A 20,158-nucleotide genomic window follows, 5' to 3' on the forward strand; every position below is an offset into this window, starting at 1 on the left:
CACCCGCACCCTGGCGGATGTACCGGGCGGATGTCCCGGCGCAGGGGCATGACTTGGCGTACCTCTAGTCCGGTTCGGCCAGGCGCTGGCGCCGCTTGGCGACTGTGGCGGAGCCTGTCGCGGGGTGGCCGAAATCAAAAGATCCCCATCAGACGTACTGAGTAGCAGAACTCATGTGCGTCAGGACGCGCGCTGGCAGGCTCGGGGCATGACACATGGCAGAGGGGCGCTGACGGCACTGCATCTCTTCCTGGTCTGGGCGACGATGGCGGCCACGATGCCGGCGCTCGGCTTCGAGTTGGTGGTGACGGCCTGGGGCGGCGGGGCCGGGGCGGCGATGCCGGTCCTCGCGTTGGGCGTGCCGCTGATGGTTGGCCTGCTGGCCACAGCGGGCATACCGGCGAGGACCGTGGTGCCGCTGTGCGGCTCGGTACGCCGACGGCTCGGCTGGGCAGCCCTGGTCTTTGTCCTCGGCACGCTCGGCGTCCTGGCGGGCCTGGCCGCCTACGGCGGGAACGTCGACCTGGGGAGCGCCGGCACACGGGTCGTGCTGACGGGGGTGCCGTACGCCGTCGCCGCGGCGTTCTTCGTGCCGAGCCGGTGGGTACGGCTGGGGGCGGTGGCCGCGCTGGCGGCCGGCGTCGGCTACGGGGGCTTCATCGGCCCGGCGCAGGCGCAGCAGCGCCGGGACACGGCGGAGATCACGCGCTACCGGAAGCATCCGGAACTGCTGTATCTGGGCGCTACGCCGCCTGGAATGCGGGTATCTCGCGCCGTGGTCGGGCCCGCCTACTTCAGCGTCGAGTACCACCCCGTCCGGGAGGGATACGAGTTGGGGTACGTGGGTCTCGTGGTGCGTTCGCCGCTCACGCCGACAGCACGATGCCCAGAGCCCGTGGAGAAGGAGGCGACCTGCACGGTGGACGGGCACGGCGACATGCGCATGATCCGCCGCCTCCCCCGAGGCACCCGCGACATCACCCTCACCCGCCACCTCCACGACGCGGAGGTCGAGGTCACCAGCCAGTCCCTCGACGAAAACGGCCTGCGCCACCTCCTGAACACGCTGCACCCGCTGTCGGACAGGGAGCTGGAAACGCTGATGCGGGAAAAGGTGATCGCCCAGGGCTACTGAGCATGCCCGCCTCGGGCCTCAAGGCAGCCAATCCCTGCCCGGTCCTCAGTCGTGGCGCGTCGGCCTCGGTGCGGACCGGGGCACCCAGGGCTCGCCCCGCGCAACGCATCCTCAGTCGACGACGGCCCCGGTGTGCCGGAGACGTTCGGCGACGCGCTGTTCCAGCCCAGCCGGCGCGCCGATCCCGGTGACGGGCACGACGGCGCGGGCCTGGGGCTGCCGCTCACGCGACGCCTGGCCCGCGCCGTCGGCTGTGAGGTGTCCTACGACCCCCGGCACGTGCCGGGAGCCAGGTTCACGGTCAGCCTGCTCGCCGGGTGACCGGGGCCTGTTCCTCCTCCGTCGGCCGGGCGGCGGACCGGTGTTCCTGAACCTGGGCGTACGCCATCAGTCCGAACAGGATGGCGAGGAGCACGGCGGACGAGCCCGCGGTACCCAGGTCCAGGCCGCCCTTGGCGACCGGTTTGGTGAGGAAGTCGCCCGCTGTGGCGCCCAGCGGGCGGGTGAGGACGAAGGCGATCCAGAACAGCACGACGTTCGGCACCACGGGCACCTTCATGAGCGCCACGAGCACGGCGAGCAGCCCGGTCACGAGCAGCGCACCGCCGGCGTAGCCGAGGCCGGAGCTGTCGGAGAGGAAGTCACCCATGGAGGTGCCGAGGGTGTTCGACACCAGGATCGCCGACCAGAACAGGGCCTCTCCCCTGAAGGTGACGATGTCGCGGATCTGGAACGTCATCCCGCTCAGCTTCCAGGCGAGGAAGATCACCAGGAGGATCGAGATCAGGATGGCCGCCCCGACGGGGTAGCCGAGGCCCAGGCCCTGTGGACCCCAGCCCAGCTTGGTCGCGCCTTTCGCGAGGTACTTGGCGCTGGCGTCTCGGTTCATGAAGTCGGACATCGTGGTGCCGGCCATGCTGGTCGACAGGATCACGGTCCAGTAGAAAAACGGGTTGTAGCGGTTGGACCGCAGCTGGACCACCAGCGTCACCACGAAGACCAGGAACAGCGCGATCGTGGTGAGGAAGTAGCCCAGCTTCAGGGTCTGCGCGAAGAGGTCGCCCGCCGTCTCGCCCAGGGTCGTCGCGGCGATCTTCATGACCCAGAACGCCAGCGTGACCTCGGGCAGCTTCTTCATCACCGACTTGGTCTTCGACGCGCTCGCCACGTCGAGGTCGGTGAGGACCTCCGGTTTCTCCAATTCAACTCTCCTGTCCGGTCGAAAGACAGGGCGCTCGCCTCCGGAAGGCGGGGCGAGCGCCGTGTGAGATGAGCCGACCGCCGAGCGGCCGTGATCTTCGACCGTGGCACAGAGTGCCTGAACGCATCCTGAACGCGTACCGCGCGGCAGGTCAGGCCGTGTGCCGAGCGACAGGTTCCGGCTCGGTGACGTCTTTCCGCGTCCCGATCAGGTACACGACCGGGCCGAGGATGACGGCCAGGAACAGCGCGCTGGTGATCACGGTGCCCAGGCCCAGGCCGCCGTCACCGGTCGGCTGCGAGAGGTGGTCGCCGATCGAAGCACCGAGGGGGCGGTCAGGATGTAGACGATCCGGAAGCTCCACACCGCGTCGAGACCAGCACCGCGAGCCAGTAGAAGGACTCGCGGCCGGTGGTGTCGATGCTGTGGATGGACAGCGCCCGCTCACGCCGGTACCAGACGACGAACACGACCGCGAGGGCGATGGCGAACACCGTCGTACTCGTCTCCAGCGGCTCGCCCATGTTGTCGGTGAGATTGTCGCTGATCAGGGTGCTGACGATGCTGATCACGGCCACGGCGAGCCAGTACGCACGACCGTGCCACCGGACACCTGAACGCATCCTGACCGCTCGCCCGGCACCGTGCGCGGCACAGCGCCGGGTCGTAGTACCCCGGTACCACCTGACCTGCGTACCTCAGTCCCCGGTACCACCGGATCCGGCAGATCTCGGGCTTAGCGTGACGGAGGAGGCGTCAGGCGTTTCGGGCGCCGGAGTCCGAAAGAGAGAACGCGAATGATCGAGGCACAGCAGCTCACCAAGAGGTACGGGGAGAAGACAGCCGTCGACGGTCTGGACTTCACCGTGAAGCCGGGCACGGTGACCGGCTTCCTCGGACCCAACGGTGCGGGGAAGTCCACGACGATGCGCATGATCGTCGGCCTTGACGCGCCGACGCGCGGCTCCGTCACGGTGAACGGACGGCGTTACGCCCGCCACCAGGCGCCACTGCAGGAGGTCGGGGCACTGCTGGAGGCGAAGTCGATCCACCCGGGCCGCTCCGCATACAACCACCTCCGGGCTCTCGCGCTGACCCACGGCATTCCGCGCCGCCGAGTGGACGAGGTCGTCGAACTCGCCGGTCTCGGCAGCGTCGCGAAGAAGCGGGCGGGTGCCTTCTCGCTCGGCATGGGACAGCGGCTCGGCATCGCGGCGGCCCTGCTCGGCGATCCGCAGACCGTGATGCTGGACGAGCCCGTCAACGGACTGGATCCCGAGGGCGTCCTCTGGATCCGGAATCTGCTCACCTCCCTCGCGGCCGAGGGACGCACGGTCTTCGTCTCCTCGCATCTGATGAGCGAGGTGTCCCTGGTCGCGGACCACCTGATCATCGTCGGGCGAGGCCGGCTGCTGGCCGACACGACCGTGCAGGACCTGGTCCGCGACGCGGGCGGCGACAGCGTGAAGGTCTCGACGAACGACCCCACGCGGCTGCGGGACGTGCTGGCCGGGCCGGGCGTGGAGGTCACCGGCCGCGTCGGCTCCGAGGAACTGCAGGTGACCGGGGTGTCCGCCCGGGAGATCGGACTGAAGGCAGCCGAGCATGGGATCCCGCTGTTCGAGCTGACCACGAGCGCGGTGTCCCTGGAGGAGGCATTCATGGAACTGACCAGGGACGCCGTGGAGTACCACGGCTCCACGACCGGCACCGAGACCTCCGGGAGCGCGGCATGAGCACCCTCACGGCAACCCCCGAGACCCCCGAGACCGTTCCGGCCGCACAGGCCCGACCCGCCTACCGGGTGACCGGCCGACGCGTGCTGTCCTCGGAGTGGGCCAAGCTCTGGTCCCTGCGCTCCACCTGGATCACCCTCGGCCTGGGCCTGCTGTTCCTCGTGGCCTTCGGCGTCATCGCCGCCAGCCACTACAAGTCCAATCTCGACTCCGGCCGGCACATGGACCGCGACTTCGCCACCGCGACCGCCGTGAGCCTGTCCCTCTTCGGCACGAACTTCGCCCAGCTCGCCCTCGGTGTGCTCGGCGTGCTGGTCACGGCGGGCGAGTACTCCACCGGCATGATCCGCTCGACCCTCGCGGCCGTACCGCGCCGACTGCCCGTGCTGTGGTCCAAGGCCGCGGTGTACGGACTGGTCGCCCTGGTGGTCGCCACCGTCGGCGCGTTCGTCGCCTTCCTCGTCGGCAGCCGGATCGTCTCCGGCACGCCCGCCGCCATGGACCTCGGTCACGCCGGCGTCGTACGCAGCCTGCTGGGCGCCGGTCTCTACCTCGGCCTGGTCGGCGTGATCGGTGCCGCTCTCGGGGCGCTGCTGCGGTCCGTCGCCGGCGGCATCTCGGTCCTGGTCGCCGCCCTCATGCTGGTGCCCGGACTCGTCTCCCTGCTGCCCACCTCGTGGCAGGGCGACATCAACCCCTACCTGCCGAGCCACGCCGGCGAGTCGATCTTCTCGCTGACCCATGACTCCACCACCCTTTCGCCCTCCGCCGGGCTCCTGGTCTTCCTCGGCTGGACGGCACTGGCGCTGGCGGGGGCGGCGTACCGGCTGCTGCGCAGCGACGTGTGAGCAGCGGCCACCCGCATCATGGGTGGGTGACCTCCGTGACCACCGAAGATCTCAGCGGGATGGGGCCGCTGGTCGCCCGGCTAGGCCGGGTCGGCCAGCGGCTCCGGCACGCCGACCGGGCCCGACCATGGGTGCTGGACACCGCGGTGGTGGCCCTGGTCTTCCTGCTGTTCTGCCTGCCGGACGTGCTGCATGCGGTCGGCGCGATCGGCGGGGACGGCGACGGGGACGGCCCGCGCCGCTTCCGCATGGTGTTCACCCGGTTGCCCGTGGCGGGCATGCTGATCCTGCAAGCCGGGCTGGTGCTGCCGCTGCTGTGGCGACGCCGGGCACCCGCCGTCGCCTTCGGCGCCGTCACAACCGTGTTCGTCCTCCAGTGGTCGCTCGGCGCCGTGCTCCGTGCGGACGTCGCCCTCTTCGTCGCCCTGTACAGCCTGGCCCTGCACGGGCGGCTGCGGCAGCTGCCGTGGGCCTGTGTGGCCATGGTGGGTGCGCTGGGCCTGGTGGCGGCTCGGGTGTCGGCGGCGGTGTCGATCTGGGACGCGTTGTTCTTCCTGCTCAGCACGGCGACCGCGGCTCTCGCGCTCGGTCTGATGATCCGCATCCGGCGGGCTCAGCTGGCCGGGCTGCGCGACCGTGCGGCCCGGCTGGAGATCGAACGCGATCAGCGCGGCAGGCTCGCCGTCGCGGCCGAGCGGACGCGGGTGGCCCGCGAGATGCACGACATCGTCGGCCACAACCTGTCCGTCATCATCACCCTCGCCGACGCGGGCGCCTACGCCACCGCCGTCGCCCCGGAGCGGGGAAAGGAAGCCCTGCATCTGATCGGCGACACCGGTCGTCAGGCCCTGAGTGAATTGCGGCGGGTCCTTGGCGTACTGCGTGAGGCGGATGGCCCGCGGACCGAGCCCGAGCTGAGCCCGCAGCCGGGGCTCGCCGACATCGACGCGCTGTGCGAGGGGGTACGCGCGGCGGGCCTGGAGGTCGTCTACCGTACGGTCGGACACGTCGACGTCCTCGACAACGGGGTGCAGCTGACGGTCTACCGCATCGTCCAGGAGGCCCTGACGAACACCCTCAAACACGCCGGCGCCGGTGCCTGTGCGAACCTGGCGATCGTCGTGGAGGACACACGACTGACCATCACCGTCCAGGACTCCGGCCCGCCCGCCCCGGCCGAACGTCCCGGCACGGCGAACGAGGAAGGACACGGCCTGGTGGGCATGCGAGAACGAGCCGCTCTCTACGGCGGACACGTCAGCGCAGGTCCCGCAGGCCCGGGGTGGACGGTGCGGGCCGCACTCGACCTCGCGCCCCAGGGCGGTGCTGCCAGGTGACCACCGTGCTCGTCGTGGACGACCAGCCGCTCCAGCGGTACGGCTTCCACATGCTTCTGGACTCCATGCCCGAGACGGAGGTGGTGGGTGAGGCCGCGCACGGAGCGGAGGCCGTGCGCAAGGCCGCCGAACTGCGCCCTGACGTCATCCTCATGGACGTACGCATGCCGGGCATGGACGGAATCGAGGCCACGCGTCGTATCGTCGCCACCGGCGACCGCTCCCGGGTCCTCGTCCTCACCACCTTCGACCTCGACGAGTACGTCTATGCGGCCTTGCGTGCCGGGGCCAGCGGCTTCCTGCTCAAGGACGCCCGACCCGAAGAACTTCTCGCGGGCATCCGTGCCGTCGCCGTTGGAGACGCTGTGATCGCGCCCGCGCTCACCCGCCGCCTGCTGCACGAGTTCGCCCGCCTCGTGCCGTCCGGCGGCGACGGCTCCGCCGAGGATCCGCGCCTGACTGCCCTTACCGACCGCGAACGCGAGATCCTCGTCGCCATCGGCAAGGGCTGGACCAACAGCGAGATCGCCACACGTTTCGTCCTGTCGGAGTCCACGGTGAAGACCCACGTCGGCCGCGTCCTGTCCAAGATCGGCGCCCGCGACCGCATCCAGGCCGTGATCTTCGCCTACGACCACGGCCTGGCCCGGCCCCAGGCGGGCTGAGCCGACGAATCGGCCATGGAGACGGCCGTCGTGCATCACCGTGGACCGACGCCAACGCCGTCTCCGACGCGCCCCGTCCACGCGTCGTAGGCCACACCCTCTCGTCGTGCTGGGTTACGTGTGGACCTGCCACCACCGGTCCGCCTCAACGTGATCCAGCTCGGCGTCGTACTGGCCGGCGTCAAAGTGGAACTCCGGCGGCAGAGCCGCGGGAGCGTACGGAACCTCCCAGTCCGACCACTGCACGATGTCCCCGAGCCGCTGCACGACCACGGACAGGAAACCGCAGCAACCGCCGGTGCACTCGGGTTCCCCCAATTCCACGCGCCGAGTCTCGCTCGTCGCCCGCAGGGGACTGGGCCGGCCGGCGGGCAGCACATCAGCCGCGAACGGCCCACGTCCCCCCGTGGCCACTGCCCCTTCGACCACGTCCTCGCCGTTGACCCAGAACCGCAACTGGGCAGCGAACCGGGGACCCGGCGGCAACACTCTGATCTCCAAACGGTCGAACATCAGACCACCCTACGAGGCACGTCACCAAGTACGTAGACATCACGGATGAGCGGCTACCAGGAGGTCGACGACGTAGATCTCTTGTACGGTCTCAGCAGGGAATGCCTCCAGAAGTCGCCTGCGCTCCTCGGCGAGAAAGGCACGGTTCGCGGCCTGGCCGAGGACGAGGATCGCGGAGCGGCTGCTGATATTGGCGAGGTGTGTGTCGAGAGGGACCCTGCGCTGCCAGCGGATCTGCCGGCGTGTGACCCGCAATCCGCTCAGCCCCGCAAGCTGGACGGCCTCGTCGTCGTCGGGACGCACCGCGGAACGCGCGGGAACTCCGCAGTGGTGCGCGATGCGCTCGTGCTGGGCACGGATCCACGGCACGTCGAAGGCGGTGGTGTTCCACCAGACGGCCAGCGCACCATCCGGGCGCAGAACTCGCAGCGCCTCAGGGACGGAACGGCTCGTATCGGTCCACTGCCAGGACTGCGCGTACGTGATGAGGTCGTGTGAGGAATCGGCGAGCGGCAGGGCATTGCCGTCGCCCCGGACGACCGGCACATCCGGGAGCACCCGTCGAAACTCGACGGTCATCGCGTCACCGGGCTCGACGGCGACCACGTCGGCACCCCGCTCGCACAGGAGCGAGGTGGCAATGCCGGTGCCCGCGCCGACATCGGCGACGCGGGCACCGGCCAGGGGGCGGCTCAGGAACTCCTCGACGAAGTCGAGGAGCGCGGGCGGATACGAAGGGCGGCTCGCCTCGTACTGGGCAGCAGCAGAGTTGAAGGAATGAGCACGTGAGTCAGCAGTCATCTCCTCATCATCGGTCCCTGACCGGTGCGACAGGACGCCACCATCCAACCCACTGATCTTTTCCGGTCACAGCACCAGCGGCCGGTTCTGGTGATCTCGCCTTGTTGCAGCGGGCGTTGAGATACGGCTTGAACGGTTCCAGCACAGCGTTGGGACGCCGGTTCCGGACGGAGGGGAGCAGGCCGCGCACGGTAATCTCGGCGAGGTGAACGGTCCCGCACCCATTGGTCCGCCGGAAGTTCTCGCGGCGCTCGGCGCGTCCTTCCGGCTGCTTGAGCACCCTGACGTGATCAGCCCCCTGGAGGTGTGCGCCGCATTGGGCGTTCCGCTTCAGCGGACCATCAAGACCTTGGCATTCGTCACCACCGAGGACCGCCTGCTGCTGGCGGCGCTGCCCGGCCACGCCCGGCTGCGCTACGGCGCTCTCGCCCGCGCAGCCGGGATCCGCCGAGGCGACCTGTCCCCCGCCGGCGCCGGGCGGCTGGCGCGGGCGGGGATGCGGCCGGGCGGAGTGTGCCCCGTGTCCGCGGACCGGGCCGCGATGGTGGTGTTCGACGAGACCGTCAGCAGCCTGGGACGTGTGCACTGCGGCAGTGGCCGGCCCGACCGCAGCATCGAGATCGAGGCGGTGGACCTCATGGCCGCCGTAGCGGCAGCCGGAACACCGGCCGCTACGGCGCCGATCGCCGACCGTCCCGGCGACGAGCCGGCATGACTGTCCGCGGGCTCGGGCAGGTGATGGCCCGGGTACTCCTGCAACGCGGCGCCCAGCGCGTATACGGGCCTGGGACCCGCGGTCGGTCGTGGAGCCCGACGTGAATCCGGTCCGCCTCAACGTCACCCATCCCGCCCAGGTAGAACGCACCCGGCGGGCCAAGGTGGCCCTGGCACTGCCCCCGGCACAACAGCTTTCGCCCGACGCCGCACCTCGGTGACCTTCGCCGGCCGGCTGCCCTGGAGGTCGCAGGAAACGGTGTCTGAGGCCTGCATGACAGGGCGACAGCGCTCCGGATGAGCCCATATATGCTGGTCCGCAGCAGCACCGGGGGAAGGGACATCGGATGGACTGGTTCTGGTGGGTTCTCATCGTCTTCTGGACGGGCGGCTTCGCGTGGGCAGCTGACAACGTCCGCACCGCACTCCGCAACCGGCATGAACGCAAACTGCAGTTGCTGGAGGCGGCGAAGCAGGAACGTTTGGCCGTCGAAGCGGCGAACAAGTCCCCGGAGCCAGTGTGCGGATGCACGCACCATCTCGCCAAGCACGACAAGCAGGGCCAGTGCCACGAACGCGTCGAGGTGCCAACGGCTTGGGACGAGAACAAGAAGCCGCTGCGTTACGAGGCCGGCCAGTGCAACTGCCAGCAGTACGTGGGACCGCAGCCTCTGTCACAGGTGTTCGCTGAGGACCTGACAGATCTCGCCTGATCACGCTCGTCCCCGCCGCGCCGCCAACCGCCGTCCGGTCGTCGCGTCGGTCACGGTCCTCGATCCCAGGGCCGTGTGCAGGGTCGCGCGGGCCGGGCCGATGCGGGCGTCGGCCGGGCAGGCGATGTCCGGGCCCGTCCGTGTGGTGACCCGCACTGTGAGGAAGACCCCCGTGCGCGTCTCGGATGCCCGCAGGTGAACAGGGCCGTCGCATCCACCCGACTGCGCCATGACCGTGAGAGTGCGATCGTCGCCGCTCACCGTGACCGGTTGAGTGATCGCCTCGTTCCTCGTGACGGTTCTCGCCCCGGCTGCTGTTGATGCTGAACATCCCGTCAGGGCGACCAGGGCCGCGACGGTCACTGACACAGGGCGACGATCAAGCGAGTAAGTCTTCACAGTAGACCGACGCCGGCGAGAGCAGATTCGTTCACCCTGTCCTGGGTATCGCAGCGGCCGGGCGGGGGCACGTCACCACCCGCTTCGGCCAGATCAGTCCGCCGAGACCCGCCCCCGGTCTGGCGTCACCGACGGCTTCTGCAGGAGCATCCTGACCCTGAGGGCGTGCGGCGCGCCCACGGTGCTGAGAGGAATGAAGCCCATGGGACTCCTCGACGGAAAGACCGCGCTGATCACCGGGGCGGGCACCGGAATCGGCCGGGAGACGGCGCTGCTGCTCGCCGAGGCGGGCGCGACGGTGATCCTCGTCGGACGCCGGCCGCACGTTCTCGAGGAGGTGGCCACGGCCGTCGACGATGCCGGTGGCTCAGCCTTCACCCGGCCCACACACGTCGAGAACGCCGGGGAGGTCCGGGAACTCGTCGCGTGGACGAGGGAGGTGGCAGGGCCGGTCGACATCCTGGTCAACAACGCGGGCGGCGCGAGCCGGGTGCTCGATGTCCGCTGGATCAGCGAGGCCGAGTGGAACACCGTCATGGGCGTCAACCTCACCGCGGTCTATCTGCTCACCCAAGCCGTCCTCCCGGACATGCTGGCGCACGGCGGCGGCACGGTCATCACGATTTCCTCGCTGGCCGCGGTACGGCCCACCCTGCTCGGCGGAGCCCCGTACGGCGCGGCGAAGGCGGGCGTGCGCAACTTCATGACGTATCTGCGCAACACCTTCCGCAACGACCTGGTCCGCGCCACCTGCATCCTGCCCGGCGAAGTGAACACGCCGATCCTGGACGGCCGAGCCGTCCCGCCGAGTGAGGAGGCACGGGCCGCCATGGTGCAGCCGCAGGACGTGGCACGAGCCGTCCTGCTGTGCGCCACGCTCCCGCAGCGGACGGTCGTCGAGGAGCTGGTGATCGCGCCGACCCTGGTGCGGGACACCTCCGCCGACGTCGAGGCGAGCCGCTGGATCGGAGCCCCGGAGGACGCCCGCGAAGAGCGATGATCCGGGCTGTCCCGTCGGCTCGGCCGGGATCCGGCTGAGAGCGAACGTCACTCAGCCAATCCTCGGCACCCCTTCACCCGCACCCGCTCTGCCACCCACACAGCTTGGCGTCAGCGCCCAGCGTCCCGCGTATGCCGCCCCGCGACGGCGCCGCCGCGCAGTGCCTCGGGGTGGCGCAGGGCTGCGCCGGGCACCGGGGCCATCCCGAAGCGGGCGTAGTACGGCTGCTGCGGCGCGTCGCACAGCAGGTCCACCGAGTAGAACCGCTCCGTGCCCTCCAGGATGCGGCGCATCAGCTCGCTCCCGATTCCCTGGCCCCGGTGACCGGGAAGGACCTCCAGCCAGGGAATGGCAGCAGTGAGCACGCCGTCACTGATCATGGTCACGAATCCGATGACACAACCCGCCGCGTCGTCGATCGCCAACACCGCGCGGAAGCTCCCGCGCAGCACGGCCAAGTGCTGTGCGGGTGAAGGCGGCTTGGGCCAACCAGCGAAGAACCCACACAGCATGCTCTCGTCGGCGTCGGCGATGTCATCGGTATAGCGGATCACACCCAGCTCCCAGTCTCCGCCGGTCACCGGGACCGTACGCGTCTGCCGAGCCGACACGCAATTCAGGAGGGCAGGTCGAGGATGACGGCGCTCCCGTGCCCGGTGTTCTCGGCGTGTGCGGTGCCGCCGTGGGCGATGGCCACCGCCTGCACGAAGGCGAGACCCAGGCCGGAGCCCTCGCTGGTGCGGCTTGCTTCAGCGCGGGCGAATCGGTCGAACGCTCGGGGCAGGAACTCGGGCGGGAAGCCGGGCCCCTCGTCCGTGACGCGCAATCGCAGCCTGCCGTGGTGGACGGCGGCCGTGAGGTGGACCGCCCCGTTGCCGTGGCGCAGGGCGTTGTCGAGCAGGTTGCCGATCGCGGGCACCAGCCAGCGGGCGTCGACGTCGACGACAGTGTCGGGCGCCTCGACGGTCAGGATGCGCCCGGTCCGTTCGGCGGTGCGTCGATGCGGGGCGACGGCGGCCTCCATGAGGTCGGTCAGGCGCATGGGGGACCGGGTGATGTGGTCGCTGCTGCCGAGCTCCTCCAGGTCGAGGAGCGCGTTGGAGAGGTCGATCAGGCGCTGGACCTCGGTGTCCACGGAGCGCAGGGTGAGGGTGAGTTCGCCGGCGGAGCGGGGGCGGTGCAGGGCGACGTCGAGTTCGGCGCGCAGCAGGGACAGGGGGGTGCGTAGTTCGTGGCTGGCGTCCGCGACGAACCGGCGCTCGCGTTCGGCGGACGCCTCCAGGCGGTCGAGCATGCGGTTGAGGGTGTGCCCGAGTCGGGTGATCTCGTCGTCGCGGTCGGCGGGCACGTCGAGGCGCAGGTTCTTGTCGCCGTCGGCGAGGGTGGCGGCTCCGCTGCGGTAGCGCTCGACCGGGCGCAGGGCGGCGCGGGCGGTGCGATAGCCGACGTAGGAGGCGGCGATCAGGGTCAGGCCCGAGGCGACGGCGAGCTGGGCGAGGAGTTCGCGCAGCGCCTCGTCGCGATGGCCGCGCCGGACGGCGGCGATCACGATCCGGGGCTGTCCGTCTGCCGTGACGCGCTTGGCCTGTAGGCGCAGGGTGTCGGAGGTGATGGGCAGGAGGGAGCCGACGTCCCGCCGCACGGTGGCTCCGCGTACGACCCGGTCCAGCTCGGCTGGGGTGAGGAGCATCTGGTGGCGGAGGGCGTCGCTGGAGTGCAGGACGCGGCCTTGCCCGTCGAGGACCTGTTGGAGGCTGCCGCTGGGACCGGGCGGGAGCCGCGCTTCGGCTCGCACGGCCTGGTCGAGGCTGCGTTGGTAGGTGGTGAGGTCGTCGTTCAGTTGCTGGTCCAGGGCGGTTTTGACGCGCCAGTAGACCAGTCCGGCGGCTCCGGTCAGGACCAGGGACATGGTGACGGCGACGGCCAGGACGAGGCGGGTGACGACGGGCAGCCGCCGCAGCCGGGGTCGCAGCCCGCCCGGCAGGGTCACGGGGCGCTCTCCAGGCGGTAGCCGCGCCCGCGCAGGGTCGTGATGGTCGTACGGTCGAAGGCACGGTCGACCTTGGCACGCACCTTGGAGACATGGACGTCGATGGCGTTGCTGCGCAGGTCGGTCTCGCCGTCCCAGACCTCGTCGAGCAGCTGGAGGCGGGTCACGACCCGGCCGGCGTTCTCCATCAGCACCCTCAGGACGTCGAACTCGCGGCGGGAGAGGTCGAGTTCGGTATCGGCCCGCCAGGCCCGCTGCTGCTCGGGATCGAGGACGAGGTCGCCGACCTGGAGGCGGCCGGAGCAGTCGGGGCGGCGCCGGGAGATGGCCCGCAGCCGGGCCAGCAGCTCCTCCATGGCGAACGGCTTGACCATGTAGTCGTCGGCGCCGGCGTCCAGCCCGGCGACCCGCTCGTTGATCGCGCCGCGCGCGGTCAGCAGGATGATGGGCACGTCGATGCCCTCCCCGCGTAGCGTCCGGCACACCTCCACGCCGTCCGTCCCCGGCAGCATCACGTCCAGGACCACGGCGTCCACGCGCGGATCACGGGCGGCGGCCAGCCCGGAGGAGCCGTCATAGCGACCCTCGGCGGTGTGGCCGGACTCGGTGAGGTAGCGGACGACCAAGTCCGTGAGGCGCGTTTCGTCGTCGACGACCAGGTAGTGCATGCCGGTCAGGCTAACCGTCCGTAACACCGGCTGCGGACGCCGGAGAGGCTTCATGGTCTGTTCATGTGACATCCCTACCGTCCTTCACGTCGCGGTGCACCGCGGACCGCGACCGGTCCGCCGTCCGACGTGCCGTGACGGAAGGGACAGTCATGCACACAGCGGTCACGGTGCTCGCCGCCAAGGGCATCACCGACCACATCGCGCCCGCGGACCTGATAGCCCGGGGCGGCCTTGACGTCGTCGCCCTGCTCGTCCTGGTCGGCCTGCTCCACCGGCGCCGCCCCAGCGCACCGGCGATGCCGCTGGTCCTGGCCGCGCTGAACATCGGCCTGTTCGCCGCGATGAGTACGATCAGCGCCGGAAAGTTCCCCGCCGGGGTCGGCTTCGGGTTGTTCGGCATCCTCTCCCTGGTGCGGCTGCGCAGCGCGGCGTTCACCCTGCGTGACGTCGCCTACACCTTCGTGGCCCTGGTCGTCGCCCTGTGCACCGGGCTGCCGCAGCGTCAGACCTGGCTCGTCGTCGCGCTCGTCGCCGTGGTGCTGGTCGCCGTGCTGTTGGTCGACGACCCGAGGTCGTACGAGCCGCCGACGCGGACGGTCAAGCTCACCCTCGACCGGATCTACCCCGAGCCCGCGCTCATCGCCCACGACGTGGCACTCCGTTTCGGGCAGGCCCCGCTCTCCGTGGTCGTCGACGAGGTGGACTACGTGCGCGAGACCACCCGGGTCTCCGCCCGCTACCCGACCGTTCCGGAGGAGGCCGGGGCCGCTGCGGACGCCGAACCGCGCGAGCAGGTGATGGCGTGACCTCGGCCTTCTCGTTCGAGGCCGGGCTGGGCCTGTCCGCCCTGCGGGGCGCGACGCTGGCCGAGGTCGACGCGGCGGCGGCCCTGCAGTACCGCACCGACCGCAAGTACCTGGTCCCGCTCGACCAGGCGCGCGCCTTCGTCCACCTGCTCGCCGACCGCCACCACGTCCTCGACCTGACCGGGCGCCGTACGACGAGCTACCTCAGCACCTACTTCGACACGGAGCAGCTGGCCTCCTGGCACGCTCATGTCCAGGGCCGGCGCCGACGCTGGAAGGTCCGCACCCGCCTGTACGCGGAGGACGGACTGTGCCGGGTGGAGGTGAAGACGAAGGACGGCCGCGGCGCCACGGTGAAGCACGCGCTGCGGGTCGCGGCCGCCGCGTACGGCGCACTGGGCCTGGAGGCCGGGGCCTTCGTGGATGAGGTGCTGGGACGCTCCGGTATCCCGGTCACGGCCGCGGAGCTGTCTCCCGCCGCCGAGATCCGTTACGTCCGCGCCGCCCTCGCCGACCTGGGGCACGGCACCCGCGTCACCCTCGACGGCGCCCTCACCTGCCACCACGGCGACCGCACCGCCGCCCTCGACGCCGGGCACGTGCTCGTGGAGACCAAGGGAGGCGTCCGACTGGCCTCCGCCGATCGGATGTTGCTGCGCCTGGGTGCCCGGCCCATGTCGCTGAGCAAGTACATCGTCGGCCAGTCGCTGCTCACCCGCGGCCTGCCCGACAACGACGTGCGCCGCCTCGCCCGCACCCACTTCTCCGCACAGACGAGCACGGAACCCCTCTTCGAAAGGATCTCCGCCGCATGAACGCCCTGCGTGGCATCAAATGGCCGTACGTCGTGATCGCACTGCTCGCCGTCGCCGCTGCCGCCTTCGGCCTGCTGCATCCGGCCGCGGCCTCGGCCTCCGCGAAGAAGAAGCCCGGAGCAACGGCACGGATCAAGCAGAATCCGCCGCCGAAGCTCTTCACCGACGCCGAGATCGCCACGATCGGCAAGCAGGCGGCGGACCAGCGCAAGAAGGCAGACGCCCTCTTCGCACAGTGGAAGGCCGCGCACGGCACCACTCGCGACGACAAAGCCTTCGCAGCCTGGGCGGCGCGGCAGATCCCGGCACCGCCTTCGGCCCAGCAGCGCACCACCGAACTCCACCTGGTCCAGGCACTCGCCAAGACCCGTACGGCAGCGGGAAGGAAAGCCGCCACCTGGCTGGAGCTCCATGGCAAGAAGGACATCTGGAAGCTCTACCTCCACGACCAGCGCGAACTGATCCCCGCCGCACAGGGCAACGCGGAGAAGGCAGAACTGAAGGCCGCCCTGAAGCTGGCCAAGACCATCAGCGACCAACTGGCGGCCAAGGACAAGCAGCCGGCCCCGTTCGTCCTCGACCCCACCCTGCGCCTGGACAAGCACATCAAGCCCGGCGCCAAGGGCCCGTACTCCTACCCCTCCCGGCACGCGGCCCGCTCCGCCGCGGCCGTCACCTTCCTCAGCGCCCTTTCCCCGCACCGGGCGCGGGACTACGAGTGGATGCGGGCCGAAGTCCTCTACTCCCGCCTCTACATGGCCGGCCACGTCCCCAGCGACCTGACCGCCGGCACTCTGCTCGGCGACCTGATCGGCGACTACGAACTCGGTATCACCGGCCACTGACGGGTTGATGAGCCGCTTCCTGGCATGGATGTCGAAGGCCGGGCGCGGTTCGGGGATCGTCCGGGCGGAACCCACACCCTGCCCTGCCGAGGCCAACGCATCGGCAGGGCAGGGTGTTGTGCGCGGTCAGGTCATCGGGCGTTGAAGCGGTAGGAACCCGCTCGGGCCCGGTAGACCTTGTAGGCGGCTCCGCCCGAGGCGTCGTCGCGGACGTGAGCGACTCCTCGGGGCGCGGTGACGGGCTTGTCCTGGGTGGGGACCCAGATCTCGGCCTCGGTGTTGTACGGGACGGTGACGGCGAGGTCGATCCTGCCGTCCGGCCGGCGCCGCCATTCCGAGGACACCCTGCCGCGCACCGTGTCGATCGAGGCGCTGACATGGTCGAGGGTCGCGGGAGACAGCTCGGTGTCCTGAGTGTCCTTCGGGACGCGCCTGTTGACCGCGACCGAGGGGATGCAGGGGCGGATGCGCAGTGATTCGTAGGCGGTGGCGGTCGGCTTGATACCGGCCAGGCTCTGGTAGAACCAGGTGGCCACGTTGGAGCGGTAGTGGTGGTCGACCGAGAGCCGGTCGGTCCACTGCTCCCACAGCGAGGTGGCGCCCTTGGCGATCTGGTAGACGTAGCCGGGCACCCCGGTCTGGGTGACCGCCTGCAGCGCGATATCCGTGTAGCCGTACTCGCTGAGGATGTTGAACTCGTAACGCGAGCCGTACATGTCGTTCTGGATGTGCCGGTCGGCGGCCACGATACGGTCGGCGAGCAGCTTGGCGAGGGCCTTCTTGTTCTCGGCGAGTGTCTTCGTACCGGCCAGGTACCGGGGGTCGCCGGGGTTCAGGTCCGAGCCGGGCACCAGGTCGAGGGCGATGGCCATCGCGTTCTCGCTGGAGATGCTGCCCTGGGTGAAGTGGCCCTGGGAAGCGTCCCAGTAGTTCGCGATGAACGCCTTGCGCAGGGTGCGGGCCAGTTTCGCGTAGTGGGCGGCTCGTTCGGTGCGGCCGATTCTGCGGCCCACCTCGTCCATGTAGTCGCAGAAGTGGATGTAGAAGGCGAGGCTGATGACGGCGTTGCTGCCGGGGCTCTCCGCGCCGGAGTAGGCGCCGAGGGAGGCTTCGAACTTGTAGTCGTTCTCGGCGGTGAACAGCGTCTCGTAGTACTTCAGGAGCGTGTCCTGATGCTCGTAGAGCTCGGCGAACAGGCTGCTGTTGCCGTAGTACGTGTACAGCTCCCTCGGGATGACGAAGTACGCCGAGTCCCAGGCCGGCACCGCCTTCCACGCGGCGTTCCAGCCGGGTGTGCGGTCGTAGCCGTAGCCGCCCTTGGCGATGGGGACGAACATGGGCAGTTGGCCGGTGGAGATCTGGGTGTCGGGGAAGTGGCGCAGGTAGTTGGTGAGGAGCGCGTTGACGTCCCAGGTGAGGGATTCCGACTCGGAGCTGGCCATGGCGTCACCGGTCCAGCCGTTCTTCTCCCGTGACGGGGTGTCCGTGGGCTTCTGGACGAGGTTGTTCTGCTCAGCCCATTCCAGGTTGCGCTGGAGGCGGTTGAGCAGTGCGTTGTCGGTGGTGAAGGTGCCGGTGCGGGCGAAGCCGGAGCGGGCGACGCCGACCGTCAGCACGTCCGCGTCCCGCTCGAGGCCGGGGGCCCGGCCGAGGACGGCCTCGAGGTTCATCACCTCCAGGTAGCGGAAGCCGAAGTGGCTGAACTGCTGCTCCCAGGTCTGTGTCGACTGCCTGCCGAGGGTGTAGTAGTGCGTCTGCAGGTCGGCGTCGTGCTGGAAGTTCTCCTCCTCCACGGAGAGCGGGGAGCCGGCCGTGCCGTCACCGCCGCTGATCCGGTTGCCCCCGCGGATCCGCAGGGTCAGGCCCTCCCTGTCGGGGCGTACACCGGTGAGCCGCAGGCGGACGAAGCCCGTCAGGATCTGGCCGTAGTCCAGGACCCAGACCCCTGTGCCGGGGGCCGTCTCGGTGATCGAGGCCGGGCGCAGTGACTGCTGGACCAGCACCGGATCCGCCTCGTGGGCCCGTAGGACGGCGGGCTTGAAGCCGTCGGGAGTCGTCGTGGCGGGTAGGGCGCCGTGATACTTCGGCGACGGGCCGGAGCAACTGCCCGGCGGGATCAGCACGGTGGCCGGACGCCACTCGTGGCCGGTCCGGTGTCCGACCGCGCGCCACTCCCCCAACTCGTCCGCGCGCCGGGCGTCGTACTTCTCGCCCGAGTACACGGAGTCGAACGTCGTGGGCCCGTCCGTGGTGAGCCAGTCCCTGTCCGTGACGAGGGTGGTGACGGAGCCGTCGGTGTACGTCACGACGAGCTTCGCGCGCAGGCGGGGCTGGCCGGTGTACGGAGCGAGCTGCCAGTACCACTCCTGCGGGGTCGTCAACCCGTACCAGCCGCGGCCCAGTTCGGCGGCGACCACGTTCTGCCCGCCCGCCCGGAGCAGCGCGGCGACGTCGAAGGTGTCGTACAGCACCGTGCGGTCGTAGGCGCTCTGGTCGGTGAGCAGGCGGGGCACGTTGTTGCCGCCCCGGTCCGCCTGCTTGCCGTCGACCGTGATCGGGTCGCCGTTGACGGTGAAGGTGACGTTGCCGGCGGCGCTCAGGTGCAGACGGGCCTTGGCGATGCGGCGCCCGCGGGGCAGCGTGAAGGCGCGGCGCAGCAGCGGGCCCGGGTTGGCGATGGGGAGGATGGCGTTCTTGGCGGGGATATAGGGGTTCTTGGGCGGGAAGGTCAGGCCGTCGGTGGTGGCGATGCCGCTCTCGAACGGGTTGGTGCCGGTGGTGAGATCGGTGGAGAAGTCGCGGGCGCCGGTGCCGGTCACCTTGACGCTGCGGATCGTGGCGTCGGTGCCGCCGGCGAAGCCGAAGCTGCCGTGACGGCGGATCTGGTCGCCGGTGAGGGTGCGGCTGTCGGCTTCGACGCCGTTGACGGTGGTGGTGACGGTGAGGCCGTGGGCTGCGACCTCCACGGTGTGGTCCTGGGTGGCCCAGCTGTCCTTGGTCAGTCCGGTGGAGGCGGGGAGGGTGATCGTGGCGACCGGGACGCTGCGGGTGCCGGCGGTGGTGGGGTTGGTCTCCCTCTGCGGGTCGTAGTGGTCGACACCCCAGTCCGGCTCGGAGGTTCCGTCGTCCACCCAGGTGTTGCCGGCGTAGTGGCTGGTCCTCATGACCAGCTGCATGTCGTCGCCGTTCTGCCGGACTGTCCAGTTGAGGCCCTCTCCCCAGGTCTTGCCGACGGGCTCGGCGCGCAGCAGCAGGTACAGCCCACTCGCGGGGTCCGTGCCGCCGCGGAAGACGACCGTCGCGGTCAGATCCTCCCAGTCGTGGTCCTGCGTGGTGCGACCGCCGATCCATCGCGCGCCCGACCAGTCCTTCTCCCCCTTCAGCAGGCCGGTCTCCCACATCGCGGGCTCGCTCCAGGTTCCGGGTGCGCCGTTCTCGTCCCAGGTCCGCACCCGCCAGAAGTACGCCTGCTCCGACCGCGGCGTGCCGCCCCCGAAGGCGACTTCGGTGCTGTTCGAGCCAATCACCTTGCCGCTGCGCCAGATGTCCGCCCTGCCGGGGCGGGTCCCGACCTGGATCTCGTACGCGGTCTGTTCGGCCACCGGGGGCACCCAGCTGAACGTCGGCGCGGTCTGCGTCCCCAGCGGCTCGACCCGGGAATTCACTTGCAGGTCGGCGGGTGCGGAACCGTGAACGGCGGTCGTCGCCCGCGCGTTCGCCGCGGTGGCGAGCGGGAGGGAGGCCCCGGCTGCCGCCGCTGTCATGATGCCGAGCATGTGCCGGCGGCTCAGCGCACTTCTGTTCTCCTCGGCCACGGCTCAGATTCCTTTCGTGAGCGCACAACTAGTTGCGCAGGAATGGGGGTGCCTCTCCCCGAAGCACCTGGTCGCGCGTGGCTACGGGCAGGCCGGCAGCAGGCGACGCGGTGATTGAATCGTTTCAATACCTTCCAAGTGGAAAGCTTACGAA

Annotated in this window: 18 protein-coding genes and 2 pseudogenes; 12 read left to right on the forward strand and 8 right to left on the reverse strand. The window is 70.1% G+C overall.

Annotation, left to right across the window (positions count from 1 at the left end; all coding sequences use genetic code 11):
• Positions 1-208 precede the first annotated feature (208 nt).
• Both ABZ915_RS00080 and ABZ915_RS00085 read left to right on the forward strand, forming a co-directional pair.
• Positions 209-1,135 (forward strand): hypothetical protein, encoded by a 927-nt coding sequence (locus ABZ915_RS00080; protein ID WP_361793155.1) that lies wholly within the window; start codon positions 209-211, stop codon positions 1,133-1,135.
• Positions 1,136-1,252: 117 nt separating this feature from the next.
• Positions 1,253-1,456 (forward strand): annotated as a pseudogene (locus ABZ915_RS00085) (sensor histidine kinase); the annotation flags it as partial.
• Here ABZ915_RS00085 and ABZ915_RS00090 read toward each other — a convergent pair.
• Both ABZ915_RS00090 and ABZ915_RS00095 read right to left on the reverse strand, forming a co-directional pair.
• Positions 1,437-2,336: a hypothetical protein gene (locus ABZ915_RS00090; RefSeq protein ID WP_361793157.1), complete on the reverse strand. Its 900-nt coding sequence runs from the start codon at positions 2,334-2,336 to the stop codon at positions 1,437-1,439. The pseudogene ABZ915_RS00085 and the gene ABZ915_RS00090 sit on opposite strands and share 20 nt — an antisense overlap.
• A 151-nt stretch (positions 2,337-2,487) precedes the next feature.
• Positions 2,488-2,926, reverse strand: a pseudogene (locus ABZ915_RS00095) (hypothetical protein); the annotation flags it as partial.
• A 207-nt stretch (positions 2,927-3,133) separates the two neighbouring features.
• Here ABZ915_RS00095 and ABZ915_RS00100 point away from each other — a divergent pair.
• From ABZ915_RS00100 to ABZ915_RS00115, 4 genes are read left to right on the forward strand one after another with little or no spacing between them, the layout of a single operon-like run.
• The gene (locus ABZ915_RS00100; protein WP_361793160.1) at positions 3,134-4,072 is read left to right on the forward strand and encodes an ATP-binding cassette domain-containing protein; all 939 of its coding nucleotides are present in this window, start codon (positions 3,134-3,136) and stop codon (positions 4,070-4,072) included.
• The gene (locus ABZ915_RS00105) at positions 4,069-4,920 is read left to right on the forward strand and encodes an ABC transporter permease (protein ID WP_361793163.1); all 852 of its coding nucleotides are present in this window, start codon (positions 4,069-4,071) and stop codon (positions 4,918-4,920) included. The genes ABZ915_RS00100 and ABZ915_RS00105 overlap by 4 nt, the downstream gene beginning before the upstream one ends.
• Positions 4,921-4,955: 35 nt before the next feature.
• Positions 4,956-6,257: a sensor histidine kinase gene (locus ABZ915_RS00110; RefSeq protein ID WP_361793166.1), complete on the forward strand. Its 1,302-nt coding sequence runs from the start codon at positions 4,956-4,958 to the stop codon at positions 6,255-6,257.
• Positions 6,254-6,922, forward strand: a complete 669-nt coding sequence (locus ABZ915_RS00115; RefSeq protein ID WP_361793169.1) for a response regulator transcription factor — start codon at positions 6,254-6,256, stop codon at positions 6,920-6,922. The genes ABZ915_RS00110 and ABZ915_RS00115 overlap by 4 nt, the downstream gene beginning before the upstream one ends.
• Before the next feature lie 114 nt (positions 6,923-7,036).
• Here the strand turns inward: ABZ915_RS00115 and ABZ915_RS00120 are convergent, their stop codons facing one another.
• Together ABZ915_RS00120 and ABZ915_RS00125 are read right to left on the reverse strand one after the other, a co-directional pair.
• On the reverse strand, positions 7,037-7,246 hold the full coding sequence (locus ABZ915_RS00120) for a hypothetical protein (RefSeq protein WP_361793172.1): 210 nt from the start codon (positions 7,244-7,246) through the stop codon (positions 7,037-7,039).
• 228 nt (positions 7,247-7,474) lie between these two features.
• Entirely contained in the window at positions 7,475-8,236 is a 762-nt protein-coding gene (locus ABZ915_RS00125; RefSeq protein WP_361793175.1) for a methyltransferase domain-containing protein, read from the reverse strand.
• Between the two features lie 205 nt (positions 8,237-8,441).
• Here ABZ915_RS00125 and ABZ915_RS00130 point away from each other — a divergent pair, with 205 nt between their 5' ends.
• The 3 genes from ABZ915_RS00130 (at position 8,442) to ABZ915_RS00140 (ending at position 11,062) form a co-directional block, all read left to right on the forward strand.
• Positions 8,442-8,951, forward strand: a complete 510-nt coding sequence (locus ABZ915_RS00130) for a YbaK/EbsC family protein (protein WP_361793178.1) — start codon at positions 8,442-8,444, stop codon at positions 8,949-8,951.
• A 346-nt stretch (positions 8,952-9,297) separates the two neighbouring features.
• On the forward strand, positions 9,298-9,663 hold the full coding sequence (locus ABZ915_RS00135; RefSeq protein ID WP_361793181.1) for a hypothetical protein: 366 nt from the start codon (positions 9,298-9,300) through the stop codon (positions 9,661-9,663).
• A 601-nt stretch (positions 9,664-10,264) separates the two neighbouring features.
• A complete protein-coding gene (locus ABZ915_RS00140; protein WP_361793184.1) occupies positions 10,265-11,062 on the forward strand; it encodes an SDR family oxidoreductase in 798 nt (265 codons plus the stop codon).
• Positions 11,063-11,172: 110 nt separating this feature from the next.
• Here ABZ915_RS00140 and ABZ915_RS00145 read toward each other — a convergent pair whose 3' ends face one another.
• From ABZ915_RS00145 to ABZ915_RS00155, 3 genes are read right to left on the reverse strand one after another with little or no spacing between them, the layout of a single operon-like run.
• Positions 11,173-11,643, reverse strand: coding sequence for a GNAT family N-acetyltransferase (locus ABZ915_RS00145; RefSeq protein ID WP_361793187.1), 471 nt, complete (start codon positions 11,641-11,643; stop codon positions 11,173-11,175).
• A 35-nt stretch (positions 11,644-11,678) separates the two neighbouring features.
• Complete coding sequence (locus ABZ915_RS00150) at positions 11,679-13,052, reverse strand: ATP-binding protein (protein WP_361793190.1); 1,374 nt, start codon at positions 13,050-13,052, stop codon at positions 11,679-11,681.
• A complete protein-coding gene (locus ABZ915_RS00155; protein WP_361793193.1) occupies positions 13,049-13,720 on the reverse strand; it encodes a response regulator transcription factor in 672 nt (223 codons plus the stop codon). The genes ABZ915_RS00150 and ABZ915_RS00155 overlap by 4 nt, the downstream gene beginning before the upstream one ends.
• Positions 13,721-13,872: 152 nt before the next feature.
• On the opposite strand from ABZ915_RS00155, the gene ABZ915_RS00160 reads away from it, so the two are divergent.
• Genes ABZ915_RS00160 through ABZ915_RS00170 form a run of 3 tightly spaced genes read left to right on the forward strand, consistent with a single transcriptional unit; the run spans position 13,873 to position 16,189 of the window.
• Positions 13,873-14,529 carry a DUF4956 domain-containing protein gene (locus ABZ915_RS00160; protein WP_361793196.1) on the forward strand — a complete coding sequence of 219 codons (657 nt, stop codon included), beginning with the start codon at positions 13,873-13,875 and terminating at the stop codon, positions 14,527-14,529.
• Positions 14,526-15,344, forward strand: a complete 819-nt coding sequence (locus ABZ915_RS00165; protein WP_361793199.1) for a VTC domain-containing protein — start codon at positions 14,526-14,528, stop codon at positions 15,342-15,344. The genes ABZ915_RS00160 and ABZ915_RS00165 overlap by 4 nt, the downstream gene beginning before the upstream one ends.
• The gene (locus tag ABZ915_RS00170; RefSeq protein ID WP_361793202.1) at positions 15,341-16,189 is read left to right on the forward strand and encodes a phosphatase PAP2 family protein; all 849 of its coding nucleotides are present in this window, start codon (positions 15,341-15,343) and stop codon (positions 16,187-16,189) included. Before ABZ915_RS00165 ends, ABZ915_RS00170 begins: the two co-directional genes overlap by 4 nt.
• A gap of 131 nt (positions 16,190-16,320) precedes the next feature.
• On the opposite strand, the gene ABZ915_RS00175 is transcribed toward ABZ915_RS00170, so the two are convergent.
• Positions 16,321-20,004 (reverse strand): family 78 glycoside hydrolase catalytic domain, encoded by a 3,684-nt coding sequence (locus tag ABZ915_RS00175; RefSeq protein WP_361793205.1) that lies wholly within the window; start codon positions 20,002-20,004, stop codon positions 16,321-16,323.
• Between the last annotated feature and the right edge of the window lie 154 nt (positions 20,005-20,158).

This window comes from Streptomyces sp. NPDC046915 (assembly GCF_040644935.1).
Taxonomy (GTDB): Bacteria; Actinomycetota; Actinomycetes; order Streptomycetales; family Streptomycetaceae; genus Streptomyces.

What these genes read in the sequence shown, in the direction of transcription:
- ABZ915_RS00080 (WP_361793155.1), top strand. Translation starts at nt 209, where the DNA reads ATGACACATGGCAGAGGGGCGCTGACGGCACTGCATCTCTTCCTGGTC.
- ABZ915_RS00155 (WP_361793193.1), bottom strand. Translation starts at nt 13,720, where the DNA reads ATGCACTACCTGGTCGTCGACGACGAAACGCGCCTCACGGACTTGGTC.
- ABZ915_RS00160 (WP_361793196.1), top strand. Translation starts at nt 13,873, where the DNA reads ATGCACACAGCGGTCACGGTGCTCGCCGCCAAGGGCATCACCGACCAC.
- ABZ915_RS00100 (WP_361793160.1), top strand. Translation starts at nt 3,134, where the DNA reads ATGATCGAGGCACAGCAGCTCACCAAGAGGTACGGGGAGAAGACAGCC.
- ABZ915_RS00125 (WP_361793175.1), bottom strand. Translation starts at nt 8,236, where the DNA reads ATGACTGCTGACTCACGTGCTCATTCCTTCAACTCTGCTGCTGCCCAG.
- ABZ915_RS00170 (WP_361793202.1), top strand. Translation starts at nt 15,341, where the DNA reads ATGAACGCCCTGCGTGGCATCAAATGGCCGTACGTCGTGATCGCACTG.
- ABZ915_RS00105 (WP_361793163.1), top strand. Translation starts at nt 4,069, where the DNA reads ATGAGCACCCTCACGGCAACCCCCGAGACCCCCGAGACCGTTCCGGCC.
- ABZ915_RS00140 (WP_361793184.1), top strand. Translation starts at nt 10,265, where the DNA reads ATGGGACTCCTCGACGGAAAGACCGCGCTGATCACCGGGGCGGGCACC.
- ABZ915_RS00135 (WP_361793181.1), top strand. Translation starts at nt 9,298, where the DNA reads ATGGACTGGTTCTGGTGGGTTCTCATCGTCTTCTGGACGGGCGGCTTC.